Source organism: Micromonospora sp. NPDC018662 (assembly GCF_044391475.1).
In the GTDB taxonomy this organism is placed as follows: Bacteria; Actinomycetota; Actinomycetes; order Mycobacteriales; family Micromonosporaceae; genus Micromonospora.
On sequence record NZ_JBISAC010000002.1, the window covers coordinates 173,280 to 198,747 of the forward strand.

Genomic DNA, 25,468 nt, shown 5'->3' on the forward strand with positions numbered 1-25,468 from the left:
CCGGGGCGTGCTGCTGTCCGGGGCCGGTCAGCCCGCCGCCGCCGCCACGCGCCGCCACACCAGGTCCGCGAGCTCCGGCAGGTCGGTGAGCGGGTCGGCGACCGCCACCGCGCCGGCCGAGCGGGCCGCCGCGCGTACCCCGTCGTGGAACCGGCCCGGCGCCAGGAAGTAGGCGGCCACCGCGACCCGGCGGGCACCCGCCGCGCGCAACCGCCGCACCGCGCCCCCCACCTCCGGAGGCGCCGCCGAGGCGTACGAGACCCGGCAGGGCACGCCCAGCCCGGTGCCGAGCGCCGCGGCGACCCGGCCCACCGAGGCCCGCGCGGCGGGATCGCGGGTGCCGGCCGCGGCCAGCACCACCGCGTCCGCGTCCGCCCCGGCGGCCTCGGCCAGTCGGCGCCGCAGGCCGGCCAGCAGCCGGCCGTCGACCACGCCGCCGGTCGGCCCCAGCACCTCGGTCACCCGCACGTCGAGGCCGGCGCCGGCCGCCGCGACCGCCGCCGGGATGTCCACCTTCCGGTGGTACGCGGCGGTCAGCAGCAACGGCACCAGCACCACCCGGGAGTGCCCGGCGGCGGCCAGGTGCCGCAGCACGTCGGCCGGCCCGGGATCGGTGTGGTCGAGCCAGCTCGGCAGCACCGGCCGGCCGGGACAGCCGGCCCCGACCGCCCGGGCCAGCGCCCGGGTCGCCTCAGCCGCGCGCGGGTCCCGGCTGCCGTGCGCCACCAGCACCACCGGCGACGCGTCGGTCAGGTGTGCAGGCCGCACTCGGTCTTCTCGAACATCGCCCAGCGCCCGGCCCGCGGGTCCTCCCCCGCCTTCGTCCGGCGGGTGCACGGCCAGCAGCCGATCGAGCCGTAGCCCCGGGCGAACAGCTCGTTGACCGGGATGTCGTGGCGGGCCACGTACGCGTCCACCTCGCGCTGCGTCCAGGCGGCGATCGGGTTCACCTTCACCTTGCCGCGACGCGGGTCGAAGCCCACCACCGGCGTGTTGGCCCGGGTCGGCGACTCGTCCCGGCGCAGCCCGGCGGCCCACGCGTCGTAGCCGGCCAGCGCCCGCTCCAACGGCTCCACCTTGCGCAACTGGCAGCAGTCGTCCGGGGACCTGTTGAACAGGCGGGGCCCGTACTGGCCGTCCTGCTGGCCGACGGTCATCCGGGGCCGGATCGAGCGGACCCGCACCGGCATCCGCCGGGCCACCTCGTCGCGCACCCGGAGCGTCTCCGGGAAGTGCAGCCCGGTGTCCAGGAACACCACGTCGACCCCGGGCGCGACCCGGGAGACCAGGTGCGCCACCACGCCGTCGGCCATCGAGCTGGTCACGCAGAACCGCTCACCGAACGTCTCCGCCGCCCAGCGGGCGATCTCCAGCGCGGGCGCGTCCGCCAGCTCCCGGCCGGCCTCCTCGGCCAACGCGCGCAACTCCTCCGGGTCCCGCCGGGTCGGCTCCGGCGGTGCGCCCGCACCGACCAGACCGAGACCGGCGGCGGAGACCAGGCCGGTCACCGGGCCACCGCCCGGCCCAGCAGTCCGGTGAACTTCACCGAGAAGACCCGCGCGCAGGCGTGGCACTCCCAGGCGCCATGGCCGGCCTCGTGCGGTCGCAGGTCCTCCTCCCCGCAGTACGGGCAGTAGAGAGGCGCAGATCGAGCATCACTCACCGAAGCTCCTCCTCGTCGACTCTGATGACCCAGGTGGCGAAGCTCTCGCCCTCGGTCCGGCCGGCCAGGTAGCGGCGGGCCAGCCGTTCCACGTACTCCGGAAGCTCGTCGGCGGTCGTCTTCAGGCCGCGCAGCTTGCGGCCGAAGCCGGCGGTCTGCCCGGCGGCCATGCCGAGGCCGCCACCGAGGTGCACCTGGAACCCCTCGACCTGCCGGCCGTCCGGCCCGACCACGAGCTGGCCCTTGAGCCCGATGTCCGCGACCTGGGTCCGGGCGCAGGCGTTCGGGCAGCCGTTCAGGTGGATGGAGATGTCCGCGTCGAAGTCGCGCAGCCGCTCCTCCAGCCGGGCCACCAGCTCCTCACCGCGCCGCTTGGTCTCCACGATGGCCAACTTGCAGAACTCGATGCCGGTGCAGGCCATGGTGCCGCGCCGCCAAGCCGACGGCCGGGCCTCCAGACCGATCCCGCGCAGCGCCGTCACCAGCTCCTCGGTCCGCTCCGGCGCGACGTCCAGCACCAGCAGCTTCTGGTACGGCGTGAGCCGCACCCGGTCGCTGCCGTGCGCCTCGACCACGTCGGCCAGTTCGGCGAGCTGGGTGCCGGAGACCCGACCCACCACCGGGGCCGCGCCGACGTAGTTGGCGCCGTCCCGCTGCGGGTGCACGCCGATGTGGTCGACCGGCTTCGCCGGCAGCTCCGCGGCCGGCCCGTCGAGCAGCGCCCGGCCCAGGTACTCCTTCTCCAGCACCTCGCGGAAGTGCTCCACGCCCCAGTCCGCGACCAGGAACTTCAACCGGGCGCGGTTGCGCAGCCGGCGGTAGCCGTAGTCGCGGAAGATGCCGACCACGCCCGCCCACACGTCCGGCACCTCGTGCAGCGGCACCCAGACCCCGAGCCGCTTGGCCAGCATCGGGTTGGTGGAGAGCCCACCGCCCACCCAGACGTCGAAGCCGGGGCCGTGCTCCGGGTGCTCGACGCCGAGCAACGCGATGTCGTTCGCCTCGTACGGCGTGTCGACCAGCCAGGAGATCGACGTCTTGAACTTGCGGGGCAGGTTGGAGAACTGCTTGTCGCCGACGTACCGGCGGACGATCTCGTCGATGGCCGGGGTCGGGTCGAGCACCTCGTCCCGGGCCACGCCGGCGACCGGGCTGCCGAGCACGATCCGGGGGCAGTCGCCGCACGCCTCGGTGGTCTGCAGGCCCACCGACTCCAGCCGGCGCCAGATCTCCGGCATGTCCTCGACCCGGATCCAGTGGTACTGGATGTTCTGCCGGTCGGTGATGTCGGCGGTGTCCCGGGCGAACTCGCGGGAGATCTCCGCGACCACCCGGAGCTGGGCCAGGCTGAGCTGGCCACCGTCCACCCGGACCCGGAGCATGAAGAACTCGTCCTCCAGCTCGTGCGGCTCCAGCACCGCGGTGCGCCCGCCGTCGATGCCGGCCTTGCGCTGCGTGTAGAGCCCCCACCAGCGGAACCGGCCCCGCAGGTCCTGCGGGTCGATCGAGGCGAAGCCCCGGTGGGCGTAGATGTTCTCGATCCGGTCCCGCACGTTGAGCGGGTCGTCGTCCTTCTTGATCCGCTCGTTGGGGTTGAGCGGCTCACGGTGCCCGAGCGCCCACTGGCCCTCGCCACGCGGCCGGCGGGGCGCCCGGGTGACGGGAGCCGAAACGTCCGAGCGGGTGGGGGTGCTGCTGACCGCCATCGCGGCGTCCTCCGTTGTCTGCTGCGGTGCCTGGGAGCGCGGGCGCGGCGGCCGGCCCTGAGGAGGGCCGTGGACGGCGGTGTCGCTGACGGCCGGCGCGGAGCGCCCGAGACGGATGGGTCGGGCGTCGTCAGTGGGCCGGACAGATCGCGCTGCGCACGCGGCCGTAGTCGACGTGGCGACGGGCCACGAAGCGGCGGACGACAGCGGCGGTCATGTGGCTCATGCTGCCACATCGCCGGACCACCGACCACCGCCCGACCCCGTGATCCCACATCACGGGCCGTCCCGCCCAGATCGACACCCGTCCACCCCCCACCTCCCGTGACCAGCGTCACTCCCCTCACCCCCGCCTTCGCGACGGTGATCAAGGAGTTCGCGTCATGGAGACCCCCGGTCACCTCCACCCGGACCGCCTCTGGACCGTCGATCATGAAGTTGGCGGGCAAAAAAGGGCCGGCAGACGCCGTCAACTTCATGATCGACCGCTGGACGCCGCCGGTGGGTGGACCGACAAGGGTGGAATCGGTGGAGCCGGCCGGCGGGGACGGGCGGGCGTGTGACGCTGCGGAGTGTGGACGGACCCGTTGAGCCTGCGGCGTCCCGCACCCGTCGGGGTTGGCCGGTGTGGGCGGTCCCCGGGCTGCTCACGCTGGCGATCACGCTGGTCGGGCTCGGGCACGCGCAACTCTGGCGGGACGAGCTGGCCACCTGGAGCGCGGCCACCCGACCGGTGCCGGACCTGGTCCGGCTGACCCGCACCATCGACGCCGCCACCGGGCCGTACTACCTGCTCATGCACGGGTGGACCGCGCTGGCCGGCACCTCGCCCAGCGTGCTGCGGCTGCCCTCCGCGCTCGCCATGGCGGCCGCCGCCGCGCTGACCGCCCGGCTCGGCGCGCGCCTGGTGGGCGATCGCGCCGGGTTCTTGGCCGGGCTGCTGTTCGCCGTGCTGCCCGCCACCTCGCGGTACGGCCAGGAGGCCCGCCCGTACGCGCTCGCGACGCTGCTCGCCGTGCTCGCCACGCTGCTGCTGGTCGACGCGTCGTGCCGGCCGTCGTGGCGGCGCTGGGCCGGGTATGCGGTCGCGGTCGCCGCACTCGGCCTGCTCCACCTGATCGCGCTCACCCTGCTCGCCGCGCACGCCGTGGTGGTGCTGCTGACCGCCGTACGCGGCCCGACCGCCGCCGGCCTCGACCCGACCCCGCCCAGCCGCAGACACCCACAGCGTTCCACCCACGCCCGACCTCGACCGCGAGTGGCACGCCATGGGTGTCACAGCGCCCCGCAGACACCCACAGCGTTCCACCCACCGGCGACCTCGACCTCGGGTGGAGCGGCCCCCGCGAGCGGCGAGCAGGACGCGAACCCGCCCGGCCGGCTTCTCGCGTGGTGGCTGCTGGCGCTGGTGCCGGCCGTCGTCCTCGTCACCCCGCCGGCGCTGGTCGCCCGGGGCCAGCGCGGCCGGCAGCTCGACTGGGTGGACCCGGCCCGCCTGCCGGACCTGGCGTCGCTGCCCGGCGGGCTGGCCCAGAGCGCGGTGGTGGGTGGGTTCCTGCTGGGGCTCGCCGCGCTCGGCGTGATCGGGCTCGGCCGGCGGGCGCTGCTGCCGGTGGCCGCGGTGCTGCTGCCGGTGCTGCTGCTCTTCGCCGCCGGCACTGTGGTGCCGCTCTGGGTGACCCGATACCTGATCTTCACGCTGCCGTTCGGCTGTCTGCCGGCCGGCGCGGCCCTGGCCCGGGTACGGCTCGGGCCGGCACTGGCCGTGGTGGCCCTGGTGGGGCTGCTCGGGCTGCCCGACCAGGTGGCGTTGCGCCGGACCCACGAGTGGCCCCGCAGCGCCCCGGTCGACTACGCGGGCGCGGCCGGGATCGTCGCCGCCGGTGAGCGGCCGGGCGACGCGATCGTCTACGCCCCCCGGGACGGCTGGCTCTTCCCAGATCTGGGCCTGGCGTACCACCTGGGGCCGCGGCTGCCGCGCGACGTGCTGGCGGTCCGCGACCAGCGGGCGGACGCGAGCCTCTGGGCCACCGAGTGCGGCGACCCGGCGCGGTGCCTGGCCGGCGTGGACCGGGTCTGGCTGGTGGTCACCGGCCGCCGGGCGGACCCGCTGGCGGCGGTGCCCGGCGCGAAGGGCGAGGCGCTGCGGGACGGCTTCACGGTCCGTCAGGTCTGGCCCCGCCCGGGGCTCACGGTGGCGCTGCTCGCCCGGTGAGGCGGTCGCGCGGGCGTCAGGGCGGCCCCGCCCGACCGGTGAGGCGGTCGGTGGTGCCGCGGGCCAGCGGGACGACGAGCACCGCCTCGGTGCCTTCGGCGGCGCCGTTGCGGAGCTCGATGGTGCCGCGCAGCTCCCCGGTGACCAGCGCGCGGACGATCTGGAGCCCCAGGTTGCCGCCGCGCTCGGCGTCGAACTGGGCGGGCAGGCCGCGGCCGTTGTCGGTGACCGAGACGTGCAACTGCTTGCGGTGCCGGTGCACCGAGACCACCACCTCGGGCCGGGGTGCGTCGGCCGGGGCGGGGGCGGCCTCCTCGTCGGCCGGCGGGAAGCCGTGTTCCACGGCGTTGAGCAGCAGTTCGTTGAGCACCATGACCAGCGAGGTGGCGATCTCGGCGGGTAGCACGCCGAAGGTGCCCCGGCGCCGCATGCCGACGGTCACCTCGGTGGCGGCCACCTCGGTCGCGGCGCTGGCCACCCGGTCCACGATGCCGTCGAACTCCACCGCCTCGTCGCTGGACATGGAGAGCGTCTCGTGCACCAGGGCGATCGAGGCGACCCGGCGTACCGACTCCTCCAGCGCGACGCGGGCCTCCGGCATGGACACCCGGCGGGCCTGGAGGCGCAGCAGCGCGGCGACCGTCTGGAGGTTGTTCTTCACCCGGTGGTGGATCTCCCGGATGGTGGCGTCCTTGGTGATCAGGGCGCGGTCGCGGCGGCGTACCTCGGTGATGTCGCGGACCAGCACCAGCGCGCCGATCGGCACGCCCGCGGGCATCAGCGGCAGCGCCCGGGTGAGCATGGTGGCGCCCCGGGCGTCGATCTCGCGGCGGGGCGGGGCCTCGCCGCGCAGGGCGGCGAGCACCGCGTTGCCGGCGTCGGTGCCTTCGAGGGGGTCGCCGGCGAGCCGCCGGTGCAGCTTGGCCAGGTCCTCCCCGACCAGGTGGGACGCGAAGCCGAGCCGGCGGTACGCGGACTGGGCGTTCGGGCTGGCGTAGGTGACCTTGCCGTTGGCGTCGAGCCGCACCAGACCGTCGCCGACCCGGGGCGCCGAGGTGGTCTCGCCCGGATGCCGGGGCGGCGGGAACGTGCCGTCGGCGATCATCTGGGCCAGGTCGTCGGCGGTGGTCAGGTAGTTGAGTTCGAGCTGGCTCGGGGTACGCGCGGTGGAGAGGTTGGTGTCCCGCCCGACCACGGCGATCACCTCGCCGCCCTCCCCGTCGCCGGTGCGCAGCCGCACCGGGATGGCCTCGTGCCGGGCCGGCACGTCGCCGTACCAGACCGGGTCGCCCTCCCGCCAGATCCGGCCCTGCCGGTGGGCCACCTCCAGGTGCGCCACCTCGGGCCCGCCGACGATGCGGCCGACCTGGTCGTCGAGGTAGGCGGTCGGGGCGGTGGTCGGGCGGACCTGGGCCACGCAGAGGAAGGTGCCGTCGCCGTCCACCGGCACCCAGAGCAGCAGGTCGGCGAAGGAGAGGTCGGACAGGAGCTGCCAGTCGCCGGCGATCCGGTGGAGGTGGTCGATGTCGGCCGGCCGGAGCGTGGTGTGCTCCTCGGCGAGGTCACGGAGGGTGGACACGCCCCACAGCGTGCCACGCCCGGCTCACATCGTGGTCGTGACCTTCTTCAACCCGCGCGGCGCGTCCGGGTCCTCGCCGCGGGTCAGCGCCAGCGCCAGCGCCAGCCGTTGCAGCGGCAGGATGTCGAGCAGCGGCGCGTACCGCTCGTCGACCTCCGGGACCGCCATCCGGGTCTCCCCGACGTCGGCGGAGCCGACCACCACCACGTCGGCCCGGCGTTCGCCGAGCCGGGGCAGCACCTCGCGCATCGACGTGCCGCCGGGGCCGGAGCCGACCACGGCGAGCACCGGCACGTCCGGGTCGGTCATGGCGAGCGGGCCGTGCAGCAGGTCGGCGCCGGAGAAGGCGAGCGCCGGCAGGTACGACGTCTCCATCAGCTTGAGCGCCGCCTCCCGGGCGGTCGGGTACGCGTAGCCCCGGCCGGTGGTGACGAGCTGGGCGGCGAAGCGGTAGCGCGGGGCGAGCCGGGCCGGGGTGTCGTCGGCGAGCGTCCGGGCGGCCAGCTCGGGCAGGCGGGCCAGCGCGGCCCGCTCGTCGGCGGGCAGCACGCCGTCGCCGGCGCGTACCCCCTCGATGAGCATGAGCAGCGCGAGCAGCTCGGCGGTGTAGGTCTTGGTGGCGGCGACCGCCCGCTCGTGGCCGGCGGCCACGTCCACGCTCAGCTCGGCGGTCTCCACCAGCGGCGAGTCGGGGTTGTTGGTGACCGCCAGGGTGAGCGCGCCGGAGGCCCGGGCCACCCGGAGCACCTCGGCGAGGTCGGGCGAGCCACCGCTCTGGCTGACGCCGACGACCAGCGCGTCGGAGAGGTCGGGGCGGGCGCCGAAGACGGTGATCGCGCTGGGCGAGGCGAGCCCGGCGGGCAGCCCGAGACGGATCTCGGTGAGGTACGCCGCGTAGAGCGCCGCGTGGTCGGAGGTGCCCCGGGCGGTGAAGACCACGTGCCGGGGCCGCCGCTGCGCGACGGTCGCCGCGACCCGGGCGATGGCGTCCGCGTGCTCGGCGGTGAGCAGACGCTCGTAGCCGGCCGGCTGCTCGTCGATGTCGGCGGCCATGCCGGCCCCTGGACGTGTCACCCAGCACCCCCTTCTGCGCGATTGCCGCGCGTTAGATGCTCAGTCTTGCACGTTTACGCCGCAACCAGCAACGCAACGAGCAGGAGTGCGCAGTGGATCACCACTCGTCGGCAAGATCCCCTAGGCTTGCCCGGCTGACCGACCGACCCCGCCGGCGAGAGGACGACGTGCCCGAGGACGACGCCGCGCTCTCCGCGGAGGAGGAACTCGCGCTGGCCCGGCTGGCGCTGGGCGAGGGCGACCTCCGGCACGCCGCCGACCACGTGGCCGCCGCGCTGGTGCGCTCCCCCACGCTGCCCGAGGCGCACGAGACGCTCGCCCGGCTCGCCGCCGCCAGCGGCGGTGACCTGGATCTCTTCCCGCTCGGCCAGCACGCCTTCGTCGGCGCCGTGGTGGCCCGGGCGCACCTGCTCGCCGCCGCCGGCCGCCCCGCCGAAGGGCTCGACCTGCTGGCCGCCGCCACCGGCTACGCCCCCGGCGCACCGTGGGCGGCCGTGCCCTGGGTGACCGCCACCGACCTGCCGGAACGGCTCGACCCCGAGCGCACCGCCCGCATCCTCATGCAGGTCTGCGCCGCCGCGCCCGACCCGGTCCCGCGCCGGCTGCGCGAGCCGCTCCAGCCGTACCTCACGCTGGCCCGCAACGCGATCACCGTGCATCCCGACCACCCGCTGCTGCTGGGCGCGGCGTCCGCGCTGGCCCGGCGGCTCGGCGAGGTCGCCCTCGCGGTCACCTGGGCCACCCGGGGGGTATGCACGGAGCCCACCAAGCTCGGCGAGGTGTGGCTCGGGTACGCGTACCGCAGCGCCGGCCGGACCGCCGACGCGCTGGCCGCCCTCGAACGTGCGGTCGAGCTCGACCCGGACGACCTGGCGGTCTACGCCGACATCGCCGGCACGCTGGCCGACCACGGCCGGCTCGACGCGGCGCTGGGCTGGGTCGACCGGGCGCTGGCCAAGGACCCGACGTTCGACTGCGCGGTGCACACCGCGCAGCGGCTGCGTTTCCTGCGCGACGGGAACGTGGACCACCTGGTGGCGCTCGCCGACTTCGTCCGCGACCACCCGGACGACTCGCACGAGCACGGCGACCTCGCCGAGTGCTGCCGCGGGCGGCCCTGGCTCGGCCAGGTGACCCCGGCCGCCGCCGACCACCGTCCCGCGCCGGACGACGACGCCACCCGCCCGTCGACCGACGCGGTGCAGCGGCTCCAGCACCTGGCGCACCCGGCGTGGCCCCATCCCCCGGCCGCGTACGACGCCGCCGTCGGGCTGGCCACGCTGGACCTGGCCGACCTGCGCGGCCTGCTGGCGTACCCGCCGGACGCGCCGCCGACCGCGCTGGGCCGGGTGCTCGGCGGCCAGGACCCGGCGCTCTGGGCGCGGTGCGCACAGGTCTGGGCCTGCCTCGGCCTGCTGCACCACCGCACCGACGAGCCGTGGGCGGAGTCGACCCGCCGCCGGGTGCTGCGGGAACTGGTCGCGGGCGAGCCCGGCCCGGTCGCCGAGGCGGCGCTGTTCGCCCTGATCACCGCCGCCTGGGTGGATCCCGCGGTACGCGCCGACGTGGCCGCGCTGGTGACCGGTCGGCTCGCCGAGGTGGCGGCCGGTCGGGGCCGCCGTACCCCGGTGGCGGTGTCGCTGGCCCACCTGGCGCGGGTCACCCCGGCCCTCGACGCGCCGACCCGCGCGACCGCCGACGCGTTGATCGGCACCGTGGGTGGTGGCCCGCTGCGCCGCTGGTGGCGGCGCCTCACCGGCCTGTTCCGCCGCGCCTGAGCCCGCGCGGCGGCGGTGCCCGGCGCGGCGGCGGTGCCCGGCGCGGCGGCGGTGTTAAGAAGGGGCCCCGGCACATCGCCAGGCGTTAAGCGGGGCCCCTTCCTTACCTCAGACGGGGGCCTTGCCGAGCGCGACCTCGACCTCGTCCTCGGGCGTGGCGCCGGCCGGCGGGGCGTCGTTCGTCGCGCGCAGCGGCACCTCCTTGATGAACCAGGCGAGCACCGGGACCGCCACGGTGATGAAGACGGCCCAGAGGAACACGTGCGAGATGGCGTCGGAGAGCGCGCCGAGCACCAGCTCCCGGGCCGGGCCGGTGAGCTTCCTGAGCGCCTCCAGGTCCATCGCGCCGCCCTCACCACCGCCCTTGCCGGCGAACGCGGGACCGGCGGCCGAGTCGGCCAGCCGGTTGGCGAAGATGGCGCCGAAGAGCGAGACGCCGAACGAGCCGCCGATGGACCGGAAGAAGGTGGCCGCGCCGCTCGCCGCGCCCAGGTCCTTCTGCTCGACGCTGTTCTGCGCGATCAGCATCGACGTCTGCATCAGGAAGCCCATGCCGACGCCGAGCACGACCATGTAGAGCGAGGACTGCGCCTTGCTGGTGTCGAGGTCGAGCAGGCTGAGCAGGCCCATGCCGAGGGCCATCACCACGCCGCCGACGATCGGGAAGGCGCGGTAGCGGCCGGTCTTCGTGATCGTGCGGCCGACCACCAGCGAGACCACCAGCATGCCGAACATCAGCGGGAGCAGCAGCAGGCCGCTGTTGGTGGCCGAGGCGCCCTGCACGGTCTGCTGGTAGAGCGGCAGGAAGTTCATCGCGCCGAACATGGCGAAGCCGAGCAGGAAGCCGATCACCGAGATGAGCGCGAAGTTGCGGTTGGCGAACAGGTTGAGCGGCAGGATCGGCTCGGGTACGCGCCGTTCCACGACCGCGAACACGCCCAGCGCGACCGCCGCCAGGACGGCCAGGCCGAGGATCTGCGGCGAGGCCCAGGGGTACTCGTTGCCGCCCCAGGTGGTGACCAGCACGATCGCGGTGATGCCGACGGAGAGCAGTGCCGCGCCCAGCCAGTCGATCTTGTGCTCGGTACGGTACTTCGGCAGGTGCATGGTGGTGGCGAGCAGCAGCAGCGCCACGCCGCCGAGCGGCAGGTTGACGTAGAACGCCCAGCGCCAGGAGAGGTGGTCGGTGATGAAGCCGCCGACCAGCGGGCCGGCCACCATGGCGATGGCCATGATGCCGGCGATCATGCCCTGGTAACGGCCCCGCTCGCGCGGCGGGACCAGGTCGCCGATGATCGCCATCACGCCGACCATCAGGCCGCCGGCGCCGAGGCCCTGGACCGCCCGGAACGCGATCAGCTCGATCATGCCCTGGTCGGTGCCGCCGAAGACGCCGGAGCCGGACATGCCGCAGAGCGCGGAGCCGACCAGGAAGACGACCACCGCGGTGAGGAAGACCGCCTTGCGGCCGTAGAGGTCACCGAGCTTGCCCCAGATCGGGGTGGAGACCGTGGTGCCCAGCACGTAGGCGGTGACCACCCAGGTGAAGTGGTCGGCGCCGCCGAACTCGAAGACGATGCGCGGCAGCGCGGTGCTGACGATCATGTTGTCGAGCATCGCGAGCATCATCGCGATCATCAGACCGAACAGGACGACACGGACGTTGGGTCTCGTGGTGACCGGGGCTGGTTGACTCATGGGTAGGCTCCCCCGCAGATCGGTGATCGACTTACTTGCCGCCCGGCTAGTGAACTTACTAGCCGGACGGTAAGCTGACGACGGACGAACGTCAAGCGGATAGGAAGGTGTCGGTCGGGTGAGCGAGAGCACAGGCGGCACACGGCAGCGCATCCAGGCCGTCGCGCTGGAGCTCTTCACCGAGCAGGGCTACGAGAAGACGTCGCTGCGGGAGATCGCCGAGCGACTCCACGTGACCAAGGCGGCGCTCTACTACCACTTCAAGAGCAAGGACGAGATCGTCAACAGCTTCGTCGACGACCGGCTGCGCCGGATGGACGAGCTGATCGCCTGGGCCGCCGAACAACCCGCCACGCTGGCCACCCGACGCGCGCTGATCGCCCGCTACGCGGACGCCATGTTCGCCGGCGAACTGCCCAAGGTGATGCGGTTCTTCGAACAGAACCAGACCGTGCTCAAGAGCCTCTCCGCCGGCCAGCAGATGCGCGACCGGATGATGCGGCTGGCCGGCGAGCTGTGCCGTGGCGACGCCTCACCGGCCGCCCAGCTCCGCGCCGCGCTCACCCTGTTCGCGGTGCACAGCAGCTGGTTCGCGGTGCGCACCCCGGGCGTCACCGACGAGGAGCGCAAGAAGATCGCGCTCGAGGTGGCCGACGAACTGCTCGCGAAGATCGGCGACGAGGGCTGACGCGCAGCCCGCGACGGTCGGGGCGCGCGCGTCGGTCAGCGTGTGCCGATCAGCGTGCGGCGCAGGCCGAGCAGCTCGACCCCGGGCAGCGGGGTCCAGTCCTTCTCCGGCGCCCGGACGAACCCGAGCCGGTCGTAGAGGCGTCGCGCGCTGCCCGCGAAGCCGGCGCGGACGCAGATCACCACCGCCGTGCAGCCCAGCTCGGCGGCGCGCGCCACGCACGCCTCGACCAACGCCACGCCGGCGCCCCGGCCCTGCGCCGCCGGATCCACCGCGAGCATCCGGAACTCCGCCTCGCCCGGCCCGGCGAGTTCGGCGTACGGGGTGCCCGGCAGCACGAACGTCACCGCGCCGGTGACCCCGTCCACGGCCACCAGCACCTCGCCGGTCTCCGCCCGGCCGGCCACGTCGGCGAGCACCGGCGCGTACCCGGTCTCGCCCTTGAGCTGGCCGTCCGCCTCGTACGCGGCCACCGTCAGGCGGGCCACCGCCGGGAAGTCCGCCGGCTCGGCGGGGCGGACGAGCGGGCCGGTCAACCGATCACCGCGATCAGGTCACCGTCCTGCACCACGTCGCCCTCGTTGACCGCGAGCTGCTGCACCACGCCGTCGGACTCCGCGACCACCGGGATCTCCATCTTCATCGACTCCAGGATCACCAGCGTGTCGCCCTCGGACACGGTGTCGCCGGCCGCCGCGACGACCTTCCAGACGTTCGCCACCATCTCGGCGCGGATCTCCTCGGCCATCTCCCGGCCCTCCCTCTCCCGACAGTCCTGCGGACGGTCATCCAATCATGACGCCGGTCACGTCGAATCTCTGACCACCGCGCCCCACCGCGTCCCCGGCGCGGTCGGCGGCACTAGCATCGTCCGGGTCGGCACCCGGGCGACCCGGGGACCGTACGCGACCTCCGCCGCGCTCGCCGCGGCCGGACCGTGACCAGCACTAGGAGGCAGAGCATGGCGAAGAAGGCCCGGAAGAAGAAGGCCCGGAAGAAGAGCGGCGCCAACCACGGCAAGCGCCCCAACTCCTGATCATCGATCAGCGTGTGGCCGGCCCGTGGGCCGGACGCACCGGTGGCCCGGGTCCGTGCGGACCCGGGCCACCGGTCTGTGGTCGATCGTGCTCGTCAGTCGGCCAGCTCGCGGGACTCGGCGGTCTCGAAGACCACCAGCTCGGTCAGCCGCAGCCGCAGCCGCTCACGCAGCTTCTCCGGCGCGGCCTCGTTGCCGCAGCAGCGAGCCACCAGCGCCTTGACCTCCTGCTCGATGCCGTACTCGCGCAGGCACGGCCCGCACTCCTCGAGGTGGTGCCGGATCAGCGTCCGGCGCTCCTCGGCACACTCCAGGTCGAGGTAGAGGTAGACCTCGGCGAGCACCTCGTGGCAGTCCGTCTCGTGCGGTCGTCCACAGCTCACGGTCACACCTCCCGGCCGGCGGCGGCGGTCGAACCCTTCGACGGCGCGGCGCTGAATCCGCGCTCCGCCGCGTATCGCTCGAGCAGCTTCCGCAGGTTGCGTCGGCCACGGTGCAGGCGGGACATCACGGTGCCGATCGGCGTGCCCATGATGTCGGCGACCTCCTTGTAGGAGAAGCCCTCGACGTCGGTCAGGTAGACCGCCAGGCGGAACTCCTCCGGCAACTGCTGGAGAGCCTCCTTGACGTCGCTGTCCGGCAGCCGGTCGAGCGCCTCGGTCTCGGCCGAGCGCAGACCACTGGACGTGTGCGACTCCGCCTCGGCGAGCTGCCAGTCGGTGATCTCGTCGGTCGGCGCCTGCACCGGCTGGCGTTGCCGCTTCCGGTAGGAGTTGATGTAGGTGTTGGTCAGGATCCGGTACAACCAGGCCTTCAGGTTGGTGCCCTGCTCGAACTGGTGGAAGGCGGCGTACGCCTTCAGGTACGTCTCCTGGACCAGATCCTCGGCATCCGCCGGGTTGCGGGTCATCCGCAGCCCGGCAGCGTAGAGCTGATCGACGAAGGGCATCGCGTCCCGCTCGAAGCGGGCCCTGCGCTCGTCCGTCTTCTCGGTGGTCAACCGCACATCCCCTCGCGTCGGATGCTTTCCCGCCGAGGATACGCGTACCCGCCTGCCGGCAGATTCACTTCCCGGTTGTGTGCCGGTGCTCACGGCCGACACCGACGCGGGCCACTCCGGCGCGTCGAGCAGCCGCCTGAGCTGCCGTTCGTCCCGTTCGTCCCGCTCCCGGCTCCGTGTCTGGATCGGCACCGGTCACCCCCCTCACGCTGGCCATGTCGTCCAAGGGGCTCAACGCGATCCCCGGCCCTCGGCATTCCGCTCCGCCGGGACCGCACCACGACGGCGGATCTTGGCGGGCAGGAGATCTTGGAAGGAAAGTGCCCCCATAGGGGCCGTTTCGTACCAAGATCTCGCGGGGCGTCGTGGGCCGACTGGGCCCATCCCGATCCCGGCCCCAGCCTCGGCCGCGACCGACGCTGGGACCAGGAAGGGCCTGGGAGGTGACTCCGACCACCCGCGTGCGGGCCGCCGGTGCCAACCGGTGCAACGACCGCCCACCGGGGACGGTCACGCGGGCACGTCGTCCACCGAGTCGCCGGCACGAACAGCGCCGCCACGGCCGCCGCCGCCCGCGCAACCGGGGGCAGGGCCGCCGAACTCCGGCAGGCTGAGCGCGAAGCAGGCTGGGGTCACGACAACCAACCCCGGGCGGCGAGCCAGTCGCGCACCACCACGGCGGTGCCGGCCGGATCCTTGCGCAGGTCGTGCCGCTCCCCCGGCCGGACGACCACGTCGACCCCCGGCCCGGGACCGGGCACGCCGAACGGATCCCGGTCGCCGTTGACCACCAGCGTCGGCAGGCCGGTGCCCAGCTCGCCTGCCCGCGAGCGGTCCGGCCGGCCGGGCGGGTGCAACGGGAACGCCAACGCCACCACACCCGCCGCCCCGACGGCGTGGGCGGTCCGGCAGGCCACCCGGGCGCCACTGGAGCGACCGCCCACCGCCCAGCGGCCGGCCTGCGGCAGTCGCCGGCGCAGTTCGGCCAGCACTGCCGTCCAGGCCTCGTCGAGGTGCCCGGCCGGGGCCGGCGCGCGCCGGCCGGCGACGCGGTAGGGCTGGGTGACCAGGACCACACCCGCACCGGCGGCACGGACCGCGTCGCGGACCGCCACGAGGTCGGGCGCGTCGACGTCGCCGCCCGCGCCGTGACCCAGCACCAGCACGGTGCCGCCGGCCGTCACCGGCGGGTCGAGCCGGATCCGGGCCGGCCCCCGGGGTGTGTCGATCTCGTCGTCGTGCCGCACCGGCCCATTCTGCGCACGCCGGGCCGCCCGGCGGGGGCGGGGCGCGCGGACGCCACCGGCTGCCGCCGGCCGCCGGCACGGTCCCGCCCACCACTGCGGTGACCAGCCCCGGCCACGCCAGCAGCAACGCGCCGGCCACCCGGTGGACCGCGTCGTCGGCCCAGTCGGCGGGCGTGACCAGCGTCAGCATCGCCCCGTCCGCCACCGTCACCTCGACGTTGTCGGCGAGCGCCCGCGGTCCGGTCGGTCGCCGCCATCACCTCCGGCAGCTTCGTGGCCGGCGGCGGGCCGCCGCCGGCGTCGCCCGCGGCCCGGCGCACCGGACCGCGGGCGGCGGTCGTGATCAGCTCAACGGCACCAGCGTGAGCAGGCGGTCGCGCACCGGCGGGCCGGGTTCGTCGGCCGCGTCCGGATCCGGCTGCACCTCGCTGCGCCAGGCGACCAGCATGGCCCGCCGTTCCCGCGGCGTGGTGCCGCCCCAAACGCCGTGGCAGTCGCCCACCTCCAGCGCCCAGGCCAGACAGGAGCCCTGGACGTCGCAGGTGCGGCAGAGCGCCACCGCCGCATCGGCCGGCTCGTTGGGCGCCGGAAAGAACGTCTCCGGATCGACGCTCTGACAGGTGCCCCTGGTGCGCCACGCCTCGTCCTGTCGCCGTTCGCGCAGGGCCCGCAGCAGTCGCGGATCACGCCGCGCGGCGGCCACCTCGTGCGGGCGGGGCATGCGTGCCCGTGTCAATACACCCACCTCCCCCGTGGGACCGGCGAAGATCTTCCAGAAGATCGATGAGTGTCATCCGCCCCGTGCGAACAGACCCCATCACCGGCGCTGTGTTCTATCGCATTCGCGCACGCGGGGACAAGGGTCTTCGGTAAACATGACTAAACGGCCGGGCGACGTTTCAGGCGCAACCCCGGCAAATCAGCACTCGACAATGTGCTGAGCGTGATCAGAACAGCGTCGCTTCGGCGCCCGCCTCCGCACCCTCCGGCACGACCCGGGCGATCAGCTCAGGACCGTCGTTGCGGACGTCGCCGACCGCCGGGGAGACCGGCCGGATCTCCAGCCCGGCGAGGTGCCCGGCGTCGGGCGGGACGAGCAACGCGGCGGGCTCGTCCGTCGGGTCGAGCCAGGACGCCCACCGCTCCCGGGGCAGCAGCAGCGGCATCCGGTCGTGCACCTCGGCCAGCTCGCCGAGCGCCGCGGTGGTCAGCACGCTGAACGTGAGCCGGGCCGACCCGGCCGACTCCCAGACCGACCAGATGCCCGCGAAGGCCAGCACCGAGCCGTCCCGCGGGGTCATGAAGTAGGGCTGCCGCCCGCCGTCGGGACGACGGACCCACTCGTACCACCCGTCGGCCGGCACCAGGCAGCGGCGGCGGGCGAAGGACGGAGCGTACGCCCGGCTGGTGGCGACCGTCTCGGCCCGCGCGTTGATCATGCGGGCGGCGCCCGACGCGCTGCGGGACCAGGGCGGGAGCAGCCCCCAGCGGCCGAGCGAGAGCAGCCGGTGCCCCTCCGGGGCGAGCCGGACCATCGGCGCGGGATCGGTCGGGGCGACGTTGAAGTCGGGCCCGACCTCGCCGGTCGAGTCGACGGACTCGAACAGCGCGCTCAGGTCGCCCGCGCTCCGGGTCGTCGCGTACCTCCCGCACATGGCGCCCACGCTAGCCGCACCGGGCCGTTCCGGCTGTCCCGCCCAACGGGAGCAGGCCCGCGGACCGGTCCCACCGGGCCGTCGGCTTGGCAGAATGTGGGCGTGGGGAATCTGACCGCTACCCGTCCGCCGCAGCCGTGGACCGCGCCGACCGCGAGCGACCCGGTCGCCGCGACGCTGCGCCTGCCCGGCTCCAAGTCGATGACCGCCCGGGCCCTGGTGCTCGCCGCGCTGGCCAGCGGGCCGTCGACGCTCGACCGGCCGCTGCGCGCCCGGGACACCGAACTGATGGCCGGCGGCCTGCGCGAGCTGGGGGCCCACATGTCGGTCTCCGACGACGACCGCTGGCTGGTCCGGCCGCACCCACCGGCCGGTCCGGCGCACGTCGACGTCGGTCTGGCCGGCACCGTGATGCGCTTCCTGCCCCCGGTGGCCGGGCTGGCCACCGGGCGGGTCACGTTCGACGGCGACCCGCACGCCCGCACCCGCCCGCTCGGGCCGCTGATCGGCGCGCTGCGCGCGCTCGGCGTCCGCGTCGACACCCCACCCACCGGCAGCCTGCCGCTTGTCGTCCTGGGCACCGGCCGGGTGACCGGTGGCGAGGTGGTCATCGACGCCTCCGCGTCCAGCCAACTGGTCTCCGGGCTGCTGCTGGCCGCGCCCCGCTTCGACCGGGGCGTGGTGCTCCGGCACGAGGGCCCGCCGGTGCCGTCCGCGCCGCACGTGCGGATGACCGTGCAGATGCTGCGCGCCGCCGGGGCGGCCGTCGACGACACCACGCCCGACGTCTGGGTGGTCGAGCCCGGCCCGCTCACCGGGCGCGGCTGGGAGATCGAACCGGACCTCTCCGGCGCCGCGCCGTTCTTCGCCGCCGCGCTGGTCACCGGCGGTCAGGTCACGCTCCAGGGCTGGCCGCGCAGCAGCCTCCAGCCGGTCGAGCAGCTGCGCGCGCTGCTGCACCGGATGGGCGCCGAGGTGACGCTGGGCACCGACGGGCTGACCGTGCGGGGCACCGGCACGGTGCGCGGGCTGGACGCCGACCTCTCCGAGGTCGGCGAGCTGACCCCGGTGCTGACCGCGCTCACCCTGCTCGCCGACGGCCCGTCCCGGCTGACCGGGGTCAGCCACATCCGGGGCCACGAGACCGACCGGGTCAGCGCGCTGGCGACGGAGTTCGCCGCGCTCGGCGCCGACATCACCGAGACCCACGACGGCCTGGAGATCCGGCCCCGCCCGCTGCGCGGCGGGACCTTCCGGACGTACGCCGACCACCGGATGGCGCACGCCGCGGCGGTGGCCGGGCTGGCCGTCCCCGGCATCGAGGTCGACGACGTGACGTGCACCTCGAAGACCATGCCGGAGTTCCCGGCACTATGGTCGGGGATGGTGACCGGCAAGAACTGACAACCGGGGGGACGTCCTGGCGACCAGGCGGCGGGAGTACGACGAGGACGACGTCCGGGTGCGCCCCGGCAAGTCGTCGCGGCCCCGCACCCGCACCCGCCCCCGGCACGCCGACGCGGTCGAGGGTTTCGTGATCGCGGTCGACCGGGGGCGCTACACCTGCGTCCGGCCGGACGCCGGCCCGGACGACCCGGTCGTCACCGCCATGCGCGCCCGCGAGCTGGGCCGCAAGTCGGTGGTGGTGGGCGACCGGGTGTGGCTGGTCGGTGACGTCTCCGGCGCGTCCGGCGCGCTGGCCCGCATCGTGCGCATCGCCGAGCGCACCTCCGTGCTGCGGCGCACCGCCGACGACGACGAGACCACCGCCGAGGGGCGGCTGGAGCGGGTGGTGGTGGCGAACGCCGACCAGCTCGTGATCGTCAGCGCGCTGGCCGACCCGCCGCCGCGCACCGGGTTCATCGACCGCTGCCTGGTGGCGGCGTACGACGCCGGCATCGAGCCGCTGCTCTGCCTCACCAAGGCCGACCTGGCCGGCCCGGAGGCGGTGCTCGGCTACTACACCGAGCTGGAGCTGCCGTACGTGCTGATCCGCCCCGGCTCCGACCTGGCCGACCTGCGCACGCTGCTCACCGGCCGCGTCTCGGTCATGGTGGGTCACTCCGGCGTGGGCAAGTCGACGCTGGTCAACCGCCTGGTCCCGGCGGCGGAGCGGGCGGTCGGCACGGTCAGCGCGATCGGCCGGGGCCGGCACACCTCGACCAGCGCGGTGGCGCTGCGCCTGCCCCCACCGCCCGACCCGGGCGCCGGCGCCGACCCGGGCTGGATCGTCGACACCCCCGGCGTCCGCAGCTTCGGGCTGGCGCACGTCTCCGCGGAGAGCCTGCTGCACGGCTTCCCCGACCTGGTCGAGGCCACCGTGGACTGCCCGGCCAACTGCCCGCACGGCACCGACGAGGCGGACTGCGCCCTGGACGCCTGGGTGGCCGCCGGCAAGGCGGACCCGCGCCGGCTCGCCTCGTACCGGCGGCTGCTGGCCTCCCGCAGCGGCGAGGGCGACGCGCGCGAGCCCGAACGCAACCCGGGCGATCCGCTCGCCGGGTCCTGACCGGCGGGCCGGCGGCCACCCGCCGGCATCGGCCGGGCGGGCCGCACTACCGTGTCGACCATGACCGGGTACGCCGACGACCTCGCCCTCGCCCACCTGCTCGCGGACGCCGCGGACGCCGTCTCCTCGGCCCGGTTCCGCGCGCTCGACCTGCGGGTCGAGTCGAAGCCGGACCTGACCCCGGTCTCCGACGCGGACACCGCCGTGGAGCGGGAGATCCGGGCGCTGCTGGCCGCCCACCGGCCCGCCGACGGCCTGCTCGGCGAGGAGTACGGCGAGCAGCCCGCCGCCGGCCCGGACGGGCGCCGCTGGGTGGTCGACCCGATCGACGGGACGAAGAACTTCGTCCGGGGCGTACCGATCTGGGCCACGCTGATCGCGCTGCTGGAGCACGACCGGCCGGTGCTCGGTCTGGTCTCCGCGCCGGCGCTGGGCCGGCGCTGGTGGGGCGCGCTCGGCGCCGGCGCGTTCGCCGGTCCCGGCCCGGCGGAGGCCACCCCGATCCGGGTCTCCGGTGTCACGGCGCTGGCCGACGCCAGCATCTGCTACTCCTCGCTGACCGGTTGGGAACAGGCCGGCCGGCTGGACGCGGTGTTGCAACTCATGCGGGACACCTGGCGCAGCCGGGCGTACGGCGACTTCTACGGCTACATGCTGTTGGCCGAGGGGGCACTGGACGTGATGGTGGAGCCGGAGCTGTCGCTGTGGGACGTCGCCGCGCTGGTGCCGATCGTCACCGAGGCCGGCGGCCGGTTCACCGACCTGGCCGGGCGCCCCGCGCCGGGCGGCTCCGGCTCCGCCGACATCAGCGCGGTGGCCAGCAACGGCCCGCTGCACGACGACATCCTGGGTCGGCTCGGCCGGCCGGCCGAGCGCTGAGGGGGCCCGAGCCTCTATCCTCGCCAGGTGGTCTCCTCCGGTTGGTGCTTCCTGGCGGCGATGATCGTCGCGTACGGCTTCGCCAACCTGCTCCAGTCGGTGGCCGCCGCGCGGACCACCGTGCACCACACCTTCGACCCGGGGCTGTTGCTGCGGCTGGCCGGCCACCGGACGTACCTGATCGGGTTGGCCTGCCAGATCATCGGTTTCGTGCTGGCCTTCCTGGCCCGCCGGGACCTGCCGCTGTTCCTGGTCCAGGCCAGTGTGGCGGCCGGGCTGGGGGTGACCGCCGTGCTCGGCGTGGTGGTGCTCAAGTGGCGCCTGCCGGCCGCCGAGGTGTGGCTGCTGGTGTTGCTGTTCGGCGGGATCACCGCGCTGGTGCTGTCGGCCGAGCCGGCGCCGTCCCGGCAGCTCGGCACCGCCGGGCTGGTCGGCCTGGTGGCGGCGCTCGGCGCGATCGCCGCGTCCGGTTTCTTCGCGGCCCGGCTGCACGGCGCGCCCGGGTCGGTGGTGCTCGGCTCACTGGCCGGGATGGCGTTCTCCGCCGCCGCGGTGGCGGCCCGGCCGCTGGCCTCCGCCGAGTCGACCGAGGCGTTCGTCCGTGACCCGCTGCTCTACCTGCTGATCGCGCATTCGCTGGTCGGCCAGCTCCTGCTCGGCCTGGCCATGCAGCGCGGGTCGACCACGGCGGCGGTGGCCGCGATGGACGCGGCCGGCGCGGTGCCCGCGGCGATCATCGGGGTGCTGCTGCTCGGCGACAAGATCTGGCCCGGCCGGGAGTGGCTGGCCGGGTTGGGCTTTCTGGTCACGCTGGCCGCCGTGGTCGGCCTGACCCGGTACGCCCAACCGCAGCACCACCACCCGGCCGTCCGGGACCGCGGGCCGGCGATGATCGGCGTCGGGGTGGTGCCGGCTCAGGCCGCCTCGACCGGCCCGCGTTCGGCGACCACCTCGACCGGCGGCGTCGGCTCCACCGGGGTGGCCGGTCGGCGTCGACCGATCACCCGCTCGTAGAGCCGCTCCAGCGCCGCCGCCGTCCGCTCCCAGGTGTAGCTGCACCGCACCCGGTCCACGGCGGCGTGCCCGTACGCGAACCGCCCGGCGTTGTCGGTGAGCACCCGGCGCAGCGTGACCCCGAGCGTGCGGACGTCGCCCGGTGGCACCAGCTTGCCGGTCACCTCGTCGACCACCGCGTCGGCGATGCCGCCCATGGCGTAGCCGACCACCGGCACGCCGCAGGCCATCGCCTCCAGCGACACCCGTCCGGCGGACGAGTAGTGCGGCGTGCAGGCCACCACGTCCGCGGAGCGGTACCAGGTGGCCATCTGGTCGTGCGGGACGGCGCCGACCAGGTGGATCCGCTCCGCCACCCCGGCCCGTTGGGCCAGCTCGCGCAGCCGACGCGCCTCCGCGTGCCCGGCCAGCCGGTCGGCCGGCGGCCCGCCGGCGATCACCAGCTCCGCGTCGCCGACCAGGCGCATCGCCCGGATCAGGTCGTCCTGGCCGTGGCCGGGGGTGAGCCCGCCGACGGAGAGGATGCGCGGCCGCTGGTCCCGGGGCGCGGCCTCGCCGTCCGGGTGGAACTGTCCGGTGTCCACCCCGGTGGGCACCATCGCCACCGAGGTGCGTTGCAGGCCCATCCGGGTCAGCTCGTCGACCTCGTCGTTGCACTGGGCGACCGCCACGTCGACGGCCCGGGTCAGCGCCCGTTCCAGCGGGATGCGCTGGCCCGGCCCGGCGTAGCCCCGGCCGAGGTGGCGGAGCTGCTCGACGCCGAGCGAGTGGAAGGTCTGCACGACCGGGATGTCGGTCGCGCGAACCGCGTGGGCGGCGGCCAGGCCACCCACCCAGTAGTGTCCATGCACCACCTCGGGCGTCCAGTCGCCGGCCCACTCGTCGGCCAGCCAGCGGCCGAACTCGGCCACGTACGGCACCAGTTCGGCGGTGGGCAGCGGATCGGGCGGGCCGACCGGGACGCGTTCCAGACGGTAGCCGTCCAGTTCGGCCAGGGCCGGTTGGGCGGCGGCGTCGCGGCGTTCGTACACGCGGACCTCGTGGCCTCGGACGGCGAGCTCAGCCGCCACGCGCGCAATGTGCTCCTGAGTCCCGACGGTGGGACCGTCGGTGGACGAGCCGGCGTGCGCACAGACAAGGCCGACGCGCATGGTGCACCTCCATGCGTTCTAGCTGGCGGGTTCTCCCGATCAGAGCGTCCCATTAACCCGGGGTCGGTGCGCGCAAACCTGGCAGATCGGCCCGGCGGCCTGGCGTCGCGTGGACGGGACAGCAGTTCCGACCGAACCCGATCAGCGCGGTCTCATCGGCATGACCGGCCGGTCCGGGGGTACCGCTCGGGAATGCCCCTCACCCGCAGTCTCGCCGACGCCACCGTCGTCATCACCGGCGCCTCCAGCGGGATCGGCGCGGCGACCGCCTACGCGTTGGCCGGGCGGGGCGCCGCCGTGGTGCTGGCCGCCCGCTCCGAGGACGCGCTGCGGCGCGTCGCCGAGCACTGCCGGGAACTGGGCGGGCAGGCGCTCGCGGTGCCCACCGACGTGACCGACGCGGACGCGGTGGAACGGCTGGCCGCGCGCGCGGTGGCCGAGTTCGGCCGGATCGACGCCTGGATCAACAACGCGGCCGTCGGCACGGTGGGGCTGTTCGACGAGATCCCGGTGGCCGAGTTCCGCCGGGTGGTCGACGTGAACCTGCTCGGCACCGTGCACGGGACACGCGCCGCGCTGCCCCGCCTCGCCGCGTCCGGCGGCGGCGTGCTGGTCAACAACGCGTCCGTGCTGGCCGAGGTGGCCATGCCCTACCAGTCCGCGTACAACGCCACCAAGCACGCGATCCGGGGGCTGACCGACACGGTGCGACAGGAGCTGCGGGTGACCGGGCGCGGGCAGATCTCGCTCTGCACGGTGCTGCCGGCCACCGTCGACACGCCGTTCTTCCGGCACGCGGCCAACCACACCGGGCGGGAGCTGACCCCGCCACCCCCGGTCTACCCGCCGGAGCTGGTGGCCGAGACCGTGGTCCGGCTGCTGCGCCGGCCACGACGCGAGGCGTACGCGGGCGGCGCGGCCCGGTTGATGGGGCTCCAGTGGCGACTCGCCCCGGCGTTGGCCGAGCGGGCGCTCGGCTGGTACACCGCGCGCACCCAGTTCGGCCCCGGCGTACGCCGGGACGCCGCCGGCACCGTCTTCACGCCCGACGCGACGGGCGCGCGGACCGACGGCTGGTCCGGCCGGCACGGCCAGTTGCTGCGGCTGACGGCCGCCTTCGGGCTGGCCGCCGCCGGCACCGCGGTCGGCACCGTCGCGGCGATCAGCCGACGGTCCCGGGCGGAACGATCATGAGTCCCGTCGACCGGACCGATGCGCGCGGGGCGACCGGAGTGCACAATGGGACGATCATGCCGACGGACGCGCGTTGCCTGGTGGAGCCCGACGAGTCCTCCGCGACGGTCAGGCTGACCGGTGTGCTCGACCGGGCCGGGGCCGAGACCGTACGCGGCGCGCTGCTCGCCCGGTGCTGGCAGCGGCCGGGCCCGATGCGGGTCGACCTGTCCGGGGTGCGCATGCCCGACCCGGGGGTCCGCGGCGTGCTCGACGCGGTCCGCGTCGAGGTCGCCGACTGGCCCGCCGCCGAGCTGCTGCTCGATCCGGCCGGGCCGCCGAGCCCCGAGCCGCCCGAGCTGCTCGACGCCGAGCTGCCCCCGGTGGCGGAGTCCGCCCGCCGGGCCCGGGTGCTGGTCACCGACGGGTGTGTCAGGTGGGGCCTGCCGGAGCTGGCGGAGCCGGCCTGCATCGCGGTCACCGAGATGGTCAACAACGTGGTGGCGCACGCCGCGACGCCGATGACGCTCCGACTGGCGCCGCGCGGCAGCGCGCTGCACGTGGCCGTCCGCGACCATTCCGCCGGGCGCCCCGCGTTCGCCGGGCCGGCGGCGGTCGACTCCGTCGGCGGCCGGGGGCTGCTGCTGATCGACACGGTGGCCCGCCGCTGGGGCAGCTCGGCACTGCCCGACGGCAAGGTGGTGTGGTGCGTGCTGTACGCCGAGGACGAGGCCGCCTTCCGCAACTGAGACGGGATTTCGCCGCTTTCCTCCCGATCCACCCTGCCGCTCACGGTTAATGCGGCAGGGGCAGTGGGTAGTTCACCGGTATGCGCGACGACGAGTACCCCACCCCCGTTTCCGACCCCGAGGCGGAGGGCCTGCCCGACACCGCCGACGACGACTCGACCGCCAACGACGACGTGCTCACCGGGCGCGAGGCGGACGGTCCGGAGCCGGCCCAGATCCCCGGCGACCGCACGCCGGTCGCCGTGGACCGGTTCGGCACCACGGCCGAGGAGCAGCTCGACGGCGAGTCGCTGGACTACAAGCTCGACCGCGAGCAGTACGAGCGTCCCGCCGACGACCCGCTGGCCGGCCCGGTCGACCCGGCCATCGCGGCCGAGGCGGACAGCGAGGAGGCCGCCGCGCAGGCCCAGCTCGACGCGGACGTGATCGATCCGGGCCCGGTCTCCGACCCGCACTCCCCGGTCTCGGTCTACGACCACGGCCAGCTCGGCACCGTCGCCGACCACGAGGTGGGCCGGCTGGTCGAGCCGGACGAGGGCGCGCACACCGACCAGGAGACCGACAACGTGGCCTACGACGCCGGCGCGGCCGGTGGCGGGGCGACCGCGGAGGAGCTGGCGGTGCACGAGACGCAGCCGCCGCCGGCGCACTGAG

The 25,468-nt window shown here is 74.9% G+C and carries 26 protein-coding genes; 11 read left to right on the plus strand and 15 right to left on the minus strand.

The features are described 5' to 3' along the window. Positions 1-27 precede the first annotated feature (27 nt). Genes ACH495_RS06095 through ACH495_RS06110 form a run of 4 tightly spaced genes read right to left on the minus strand, consistent with a single transcriptional unit; the run spans position 28 to position 3,369 of the window. On the minus strand, positions 28-768 hold the full coding sequence (locus ACH495_RS06095) for a sirohydrochlorin chelatase (RefSeq protein WP_396856664.1): 741 nt from the start codon (positions 766-768) through the stop codon (positions 28-30). Then, positions 750-1,508 (minus strand): phosphoadenylyl-sulfate reductase, encoded by a 759-nt coding sequence (locus ACH495_RS06100; protein WP_396856665.1) that lies wholly within the window; start codon positions 1,506-1,508, stop codon positions 750-752. Before ACH495_RS06100 ends, ACH495_RS06095 begins: the two co-directional genes overlap by 19 nt. After that, a complete protein-coding gene (locus ACH495_RS06105) occupies positions 1,505-1,663 on the minus strand; it encodes an IS1 family transposase (RefSeq protein ID WP_174530537.1) in 159 nt (52 codons plus the stop codon). The genes ACH495_RS06100 and ACH495_RS06105 overlap by 4 nt, the downstream gene beginning before the upstream one ends. Next, the gene (locus ACH495_RS06110) at positions 1,660-3,369 is read right to left on the minus strand and encodes a nitrite/sulfite reductase (protein ID WP_396856666.1); all 1,710 of its coding nucleotides are present in this window, start codon (positions 3,367-3,369) and stop codon (positions 1,660-1,662) included. The genes ACH495_RS06105 and ACH495_RS06110 overlap by 4 nt, the downstream gene beginning before the upstream one ends. A 574-nt stretch (positions 3,370-3,943) precedes the next feature. On the opposite strand from ACH495_RS06110, the gene ACH495_RS06115 reads away from it, so the two are divergent. Beyond that, a complete protein-coding gene (locus ACH495_RS06115) occupies positions 3,944-5,584 on the plus strand; it encodes a glycosyltransferase family 39 protein (protein ID WP_396856667.1) in 1,641 nt (546 codons plus the stop codon). Between the two features lie 16 nt (positions 5,585-5,600). Here ACH495_RS06115 and ACH495_RS06120 read toward each other — a convergent pair whose 3' ends face one another. Together ACH495_RS06120 and ACH495_RS06125 are read right to left on the minus strand one after the other, a co-directional pair. After that, positions 5,601-7,163, minus strand: a complete 1,563-nt coding sequence (locus ACH495_RS06120) for a histidine kinase N-terminal domain-containing protein (RefSeq protein ID WP_396856668.1) — start codon at positions 7,161-7,163, stop codon at positions 5,601-5,603. Positions 7,164-7,187: 24 nt separating this feature from the next. Continuing rightward, on the minus strand, positions 7,188-8,216 hold the full coding sequence (locus tag ACH495_RS06125) for an SIS domain-containing protein (RefSeq protein ID WP_396857323.1): 1,029 nt from the start codon (positions 8,214-8,216) through the stop codon (positions 7,188-7,190). Positions 8,217-8,404: 188 nt separating this feature from the next. Here ACH495_RS06125 and ACH495_RS06130 point away from each other — a divergent pair, with 188 nt between their 5' ends. Next, positions 8,405-10,015, plus strand: a complete 1,611-nt coding sequence (locus ACH495_RS06130) for a tetratricopeptide repeat protein (protein WP_396856669.1) — start codon at positions 8,405-8,407, stop codon at positions 10,013-10,015. A 108-nt stretch (positions 10,016-10,123) separates the two neighbouring features. Here the strand turns inward: ACH495_RS06130 and ACH495_RS06135 are convergent, their stop codons facing one another. Continuing rightward, positions 10,124-11,713, minus strand: coding sequence for an MDR family MFS transporter (locus ACH495_RS06135; protein WP_396856670.1), 1,590 nt, complete (start codon positions 11,711-11,713; stop codon positions 10,124-10,126). A 118-nt stretch (positions 11,714-11,831) separates the two neighbouring features. Here ACH495_RS06135 and ACH495_RS06140 point away from each other — a divergent pair, with 118 nt between their 5' ends. Next, a complete protein-coding gene (locus ACH495_RS06140; RefSeq protein WP_396856671.1) occupies positions 11,832-12,401 on the plus strand; it encodes a TetR/AcrR family transcriptional regulator in 570 nt (189 codons plus the stop codon). A gap of 35 nt (positions 12,402-12,436) precedes the next feature. Here the strand turns inward: ACH495_RS06140 and ACH495_RS06145 are convergent, their stop codons facing one another. Both ACH495_RS06145 and ACH495_RS06150 read right to left on the minus strand, forming a co-directional pair. After that, positions 12,437-12,937, minus strand: a complete 501-nt coding sequence (locus tag ACH495_RS06145; protein ID WP_396856672.1) for a GNAT family N-acetyltransferase — start codon at positions 12,935-12,937, stop codon at positions 12,437-12,439. After that, a complete protein-coding gene (locus tag ACH495_RS06150) occupies positions 12,934-13,149 on the minus strand; it encodes a biotin/lipoyl-binding carrier protein (RefSeq protein ID WP_013735733.1) in 216 nt (71 codons plus the stop codon). The genes ACH495_RS06145 and ACH495_RS06150 overlap by 4 nt, the downstream gene beginning before the upstream one ends. A gap of 213 nt (positions 13,150-13,362) precedes the next feature. On the opposite strand from ACH495_RS06150, the gene ACH495_RS06155 reads away from it, so the two are divergent. Then, positions 13,363-13,437 (plus strand): 50S ribosomal protein bL37, encoded by a 75-nt coding sequence (locus ACH495_RS06155; RefSeq protein WP_369700219.1) that lies wholly within the window; start codon positions 13,363-13,365, stop codon positions 13,435-13,437. A gap of 95 nt (positions 13,438-13,532) precedes the next feature. Here the strand turns inward: ACH495_RS06155 and rsrA are convergent, their stop codons facing one another. From rsrA to ACH495_RS06180, 5 genes are all read right to left on the minus strand, one after another. Further along, positions 13,533-13,820 (minus strand): mycothiol system anti-sigma-R factor, encoded by a 288-nt coding sequence (gene rsrA, locus ACH495_RS06160; RefSeq protein ID WP_396856673.1) that lies wholly within the window; start codon positions 13,818-13,820, stop codon positions 13,533-13,535. 2 nt (positions 13,821-13,822) lie between these two features. Next, entirely contained in the window at positions 13,823-14,629 is an 807-nt protein-coding gene (locus tag ACH495_RS06165; protein ID WP_396856674.1) for a sigma-70 family RNA polymerase sigma factor, read from the minus strand. 440 nt (positions 14,630-15,069) lie between these two features. Then, the gene (locus ACH495_RS06170; RefSeq protein WP_396856675.1) at positions 15,070-15,684 is read right to left on the minus strand and encodes an alpha/beta family hydrolase; all 615 of its coding nucleotides are present in this window, start codon (positions 15,682-15,684) and stop codon (positions 15,070-15,072) included. Between the two features lie 343 nt (positions 15,685-16,027). Beyond that, the gene (locus tag ACH495_RS06175; protein ID WP_107161005.1) at positions 16,028-16,420 is read right to left on the minus strand and encodes a WhiB family transcriptional regulator; all 393 of its coding nucleotides are present in this window, start codon (positions 16,418-16,420) and stop codon (positions 16,028-16,030) included. Between the two features lie 211 nt (positions 16,421-16,631). Beyond that, entirely contained in the window at positions 16,632-17,339 is a 708-nt protein-coding gene (locus ACH495_RS06180) for an SOS response-associated peptidase (RefSeq protein WP_396856676.1), read from the minus strand. 102 nt (positions 17,340-17,441) lie between these two features. On the opposite strand from ACH495_RS06180, the gene aroA reads away from it, so the two are divergent. From aroA to ACH495_RS06200, 4 genes are all read left to right on the plus strand, one after another. Next, complete coding sequence (gene aroA, locus ACH495_RS06185; protein WP_396856677.1) at positions 17,442-18,743, plus strand: 3-phosphoshikimate 1-carboxyvinyltransferase; 1,302 nt, start codon at positions 17,442-17,444, stop codon at positions 18,741-18,743. Positions 18,744-18,948: 205 nt separating this feature from the next. Next, positions 18,949-19,848, plus strand: coding sequence for a ribosome small subunit-dependent GTPase A (rsgA, locus tag ACH495_RS06190; RefSeq protein ID WP_396857324.1), 900 nt, complete (start codon positions 18,949-18,951; stop codon positions 19,846-19,848). Positions 19,849-19,908: 60 nt separating this feature from the next. Further along, on the plus strand, positions 19,909-20,727 hold the full coding sequence (gene hisN, locus ACH495_RS06195; protein WP_396856678.1) for a histidinol-phosphatase: 819 nt from the start codon (positions 19,909-19,911) through the stop codon (positions 20,725-20,727). A 60-nt stretch (positions 20,728-20,787) separates the two neighbouring features. Continuing rightward, entirely contained in the window at positions 20,788-21,741 is a 954-nt protein-coding gene (locus ACH495_RS06200; RefSeq protein ID WP_396857325.1) for a hypothetical protein, read from the plus strand. Here the strand turns inward: ACH495_RS06200 and ACH495_RS06205 are convergent. After that, on the minus strand, positions 21,642-22,892 hold the full coding sequence (locus ACH495_RS06205; protein ID WP_396856679.1) for a glycosyltransferase: 1,251 nt from the start codon (positions 22,890-22,892) through the stop codon (positions 21,642-21,644). The two genes, ACH495_RS06200 and ACH495_RS06205, sit on opposite strands and share 100 nt — an antisense overlap. 192 nt (positions 22,893-23,084) lie before the next feature. On the opposite strand from ACH495_RS06205, the gene ACH495_RS06210 reads away from it, so the two are divergent. From ACH495_RS06210 to ACH495_RS06220, 3 genes are all read left to right on the plus strand, one after another. After that, positions 23,085-24,086 carry an SDR family oxidoreductase gene (locus ACH495_RS06210; RefSeq protein ID WP_396856680.1) on the plus strand — a complete coding sequence of 334 codons (1,002 nt, stop codon included), beginning with the start codon at positions 23,085-23,087 and terminating at the stop codon, positions 24,084-24,086. Between the two features lie 56 nt (positions 24,087-24,142). Beyond that, on the plus strand, positions 24,143-24,814 hold the full coding sequence (locus ACH495_RS06215; RefSeq protein ID WP_396856681.1) for an ATP-binding protein: 672 nt from the start codon (positions 24,143-24,145) through the stop codon (positions 24,812-24,814). Positions 24,815-24,894: 80 nt separating this feature from the next. Continuing rightward, entirely contained in the window at positions 24,895-25,467 is a 573-nt protein-coding gene (locus ACH495_RS06220) for a DUF5709 domain-containing protein (protein ID WP_396856682.1), read from the plus strand. Position 25,468: the final 1 nt, after the last annotated feature.

What these genes read in the sequence shown, in the direction of transcription:
- rsgA (WP_396857324.1), top strand. Translation starts at nt 18,949, where the DNA reads ATGCGCGCCCGCGAGCTGGGCCGCAAGTCGGTGGTGGTGGGCGACCGG.
- ACH495_RS06215 (WP_396856681.1), top strand. Translation starts at nt 24,143, where the DNA reads ATGCCGACGGACGCGCGTTGCCTGGTGGAGCCCGACGAGTCCTCCGCG.
- ACH495_RS06205 (WP_396856679.1), bottom strand. Translation starts at nt 22,892, where the DNA reads ATGCGCGTCGGCCTTGTCTGTGCGCACGCCGGCTCGTCCACCGACGGT.
- hisN (WP_396856678.1), top strand. Translation starts at nt 19,909, where the DNA reads ATGACCGGGTACGCCGACGACCTCGCCCTCGCCCACCTGCTCGCGGAC.
- ACH495_RS06180 (WP_396856676.1), bottom strand. Translation starts at nt 17,339, where the DNA reads ATGTGCGGGAGGTACGCGACGACCCGGAGCGCGGGCGACCTGAGCGCG.
- ACH495_RS06110 (WP_396856666.1), bottom strand. Translation starts at nt 3,369, where the DNA reads ATGGCGGTCAGCAGCACCCCCACCCGCTCGGACGTTTCGGCTCCCGTC.
- ACH495_RS06220 (WP_396856682.1), top strand. Translation starts at nt 24,895, where the DNA reads ATGCGCGACGACGAGTACCCCACCCCCGTTTCCGACCCCGAGGCGGAG.
- ACH495_RS06135 (WP_396856670.1), bottom strand. Translation starts at nt 11,713, where the DNA reads ATGAGTCAACCAGCCCCGGTCACCACGAGACCCAACGTCCGTGTCGTC.
- ACH495_RS06200 (WP_396857325.1), top strand. Translation starts at nt 20,788, where the DNA reads ATGATCGTCGCGTACGGCTTCGCCAACCTGCTCCAGTCGGTGGCCGCC.
- ACH495_RS06150 (WP_013735733.1), bottom strand. Translation starts at nt 13,149, where the DNA reads ATGGCCGAGGAGATCCGCGCCGAGATGGTGGCGAACGTCTGGAAGGTC.
- ACH495_RS06210 (WP_396856680.1), top strand. Translation starts at nt 23,085, where the DNA reads ATGCCCCTCACCCGCAGTCTCGCCGACGCCACCGTCGTCATCACCGGC.
- ACH495_RS06125 (WP_396857323.1), bottom strand. Translation starts at nt 8,216, where the DNA reads ATGGCCGCCGACATCGACGAGCAGCCGGCCGGCTACGAGCGTCTGCTC.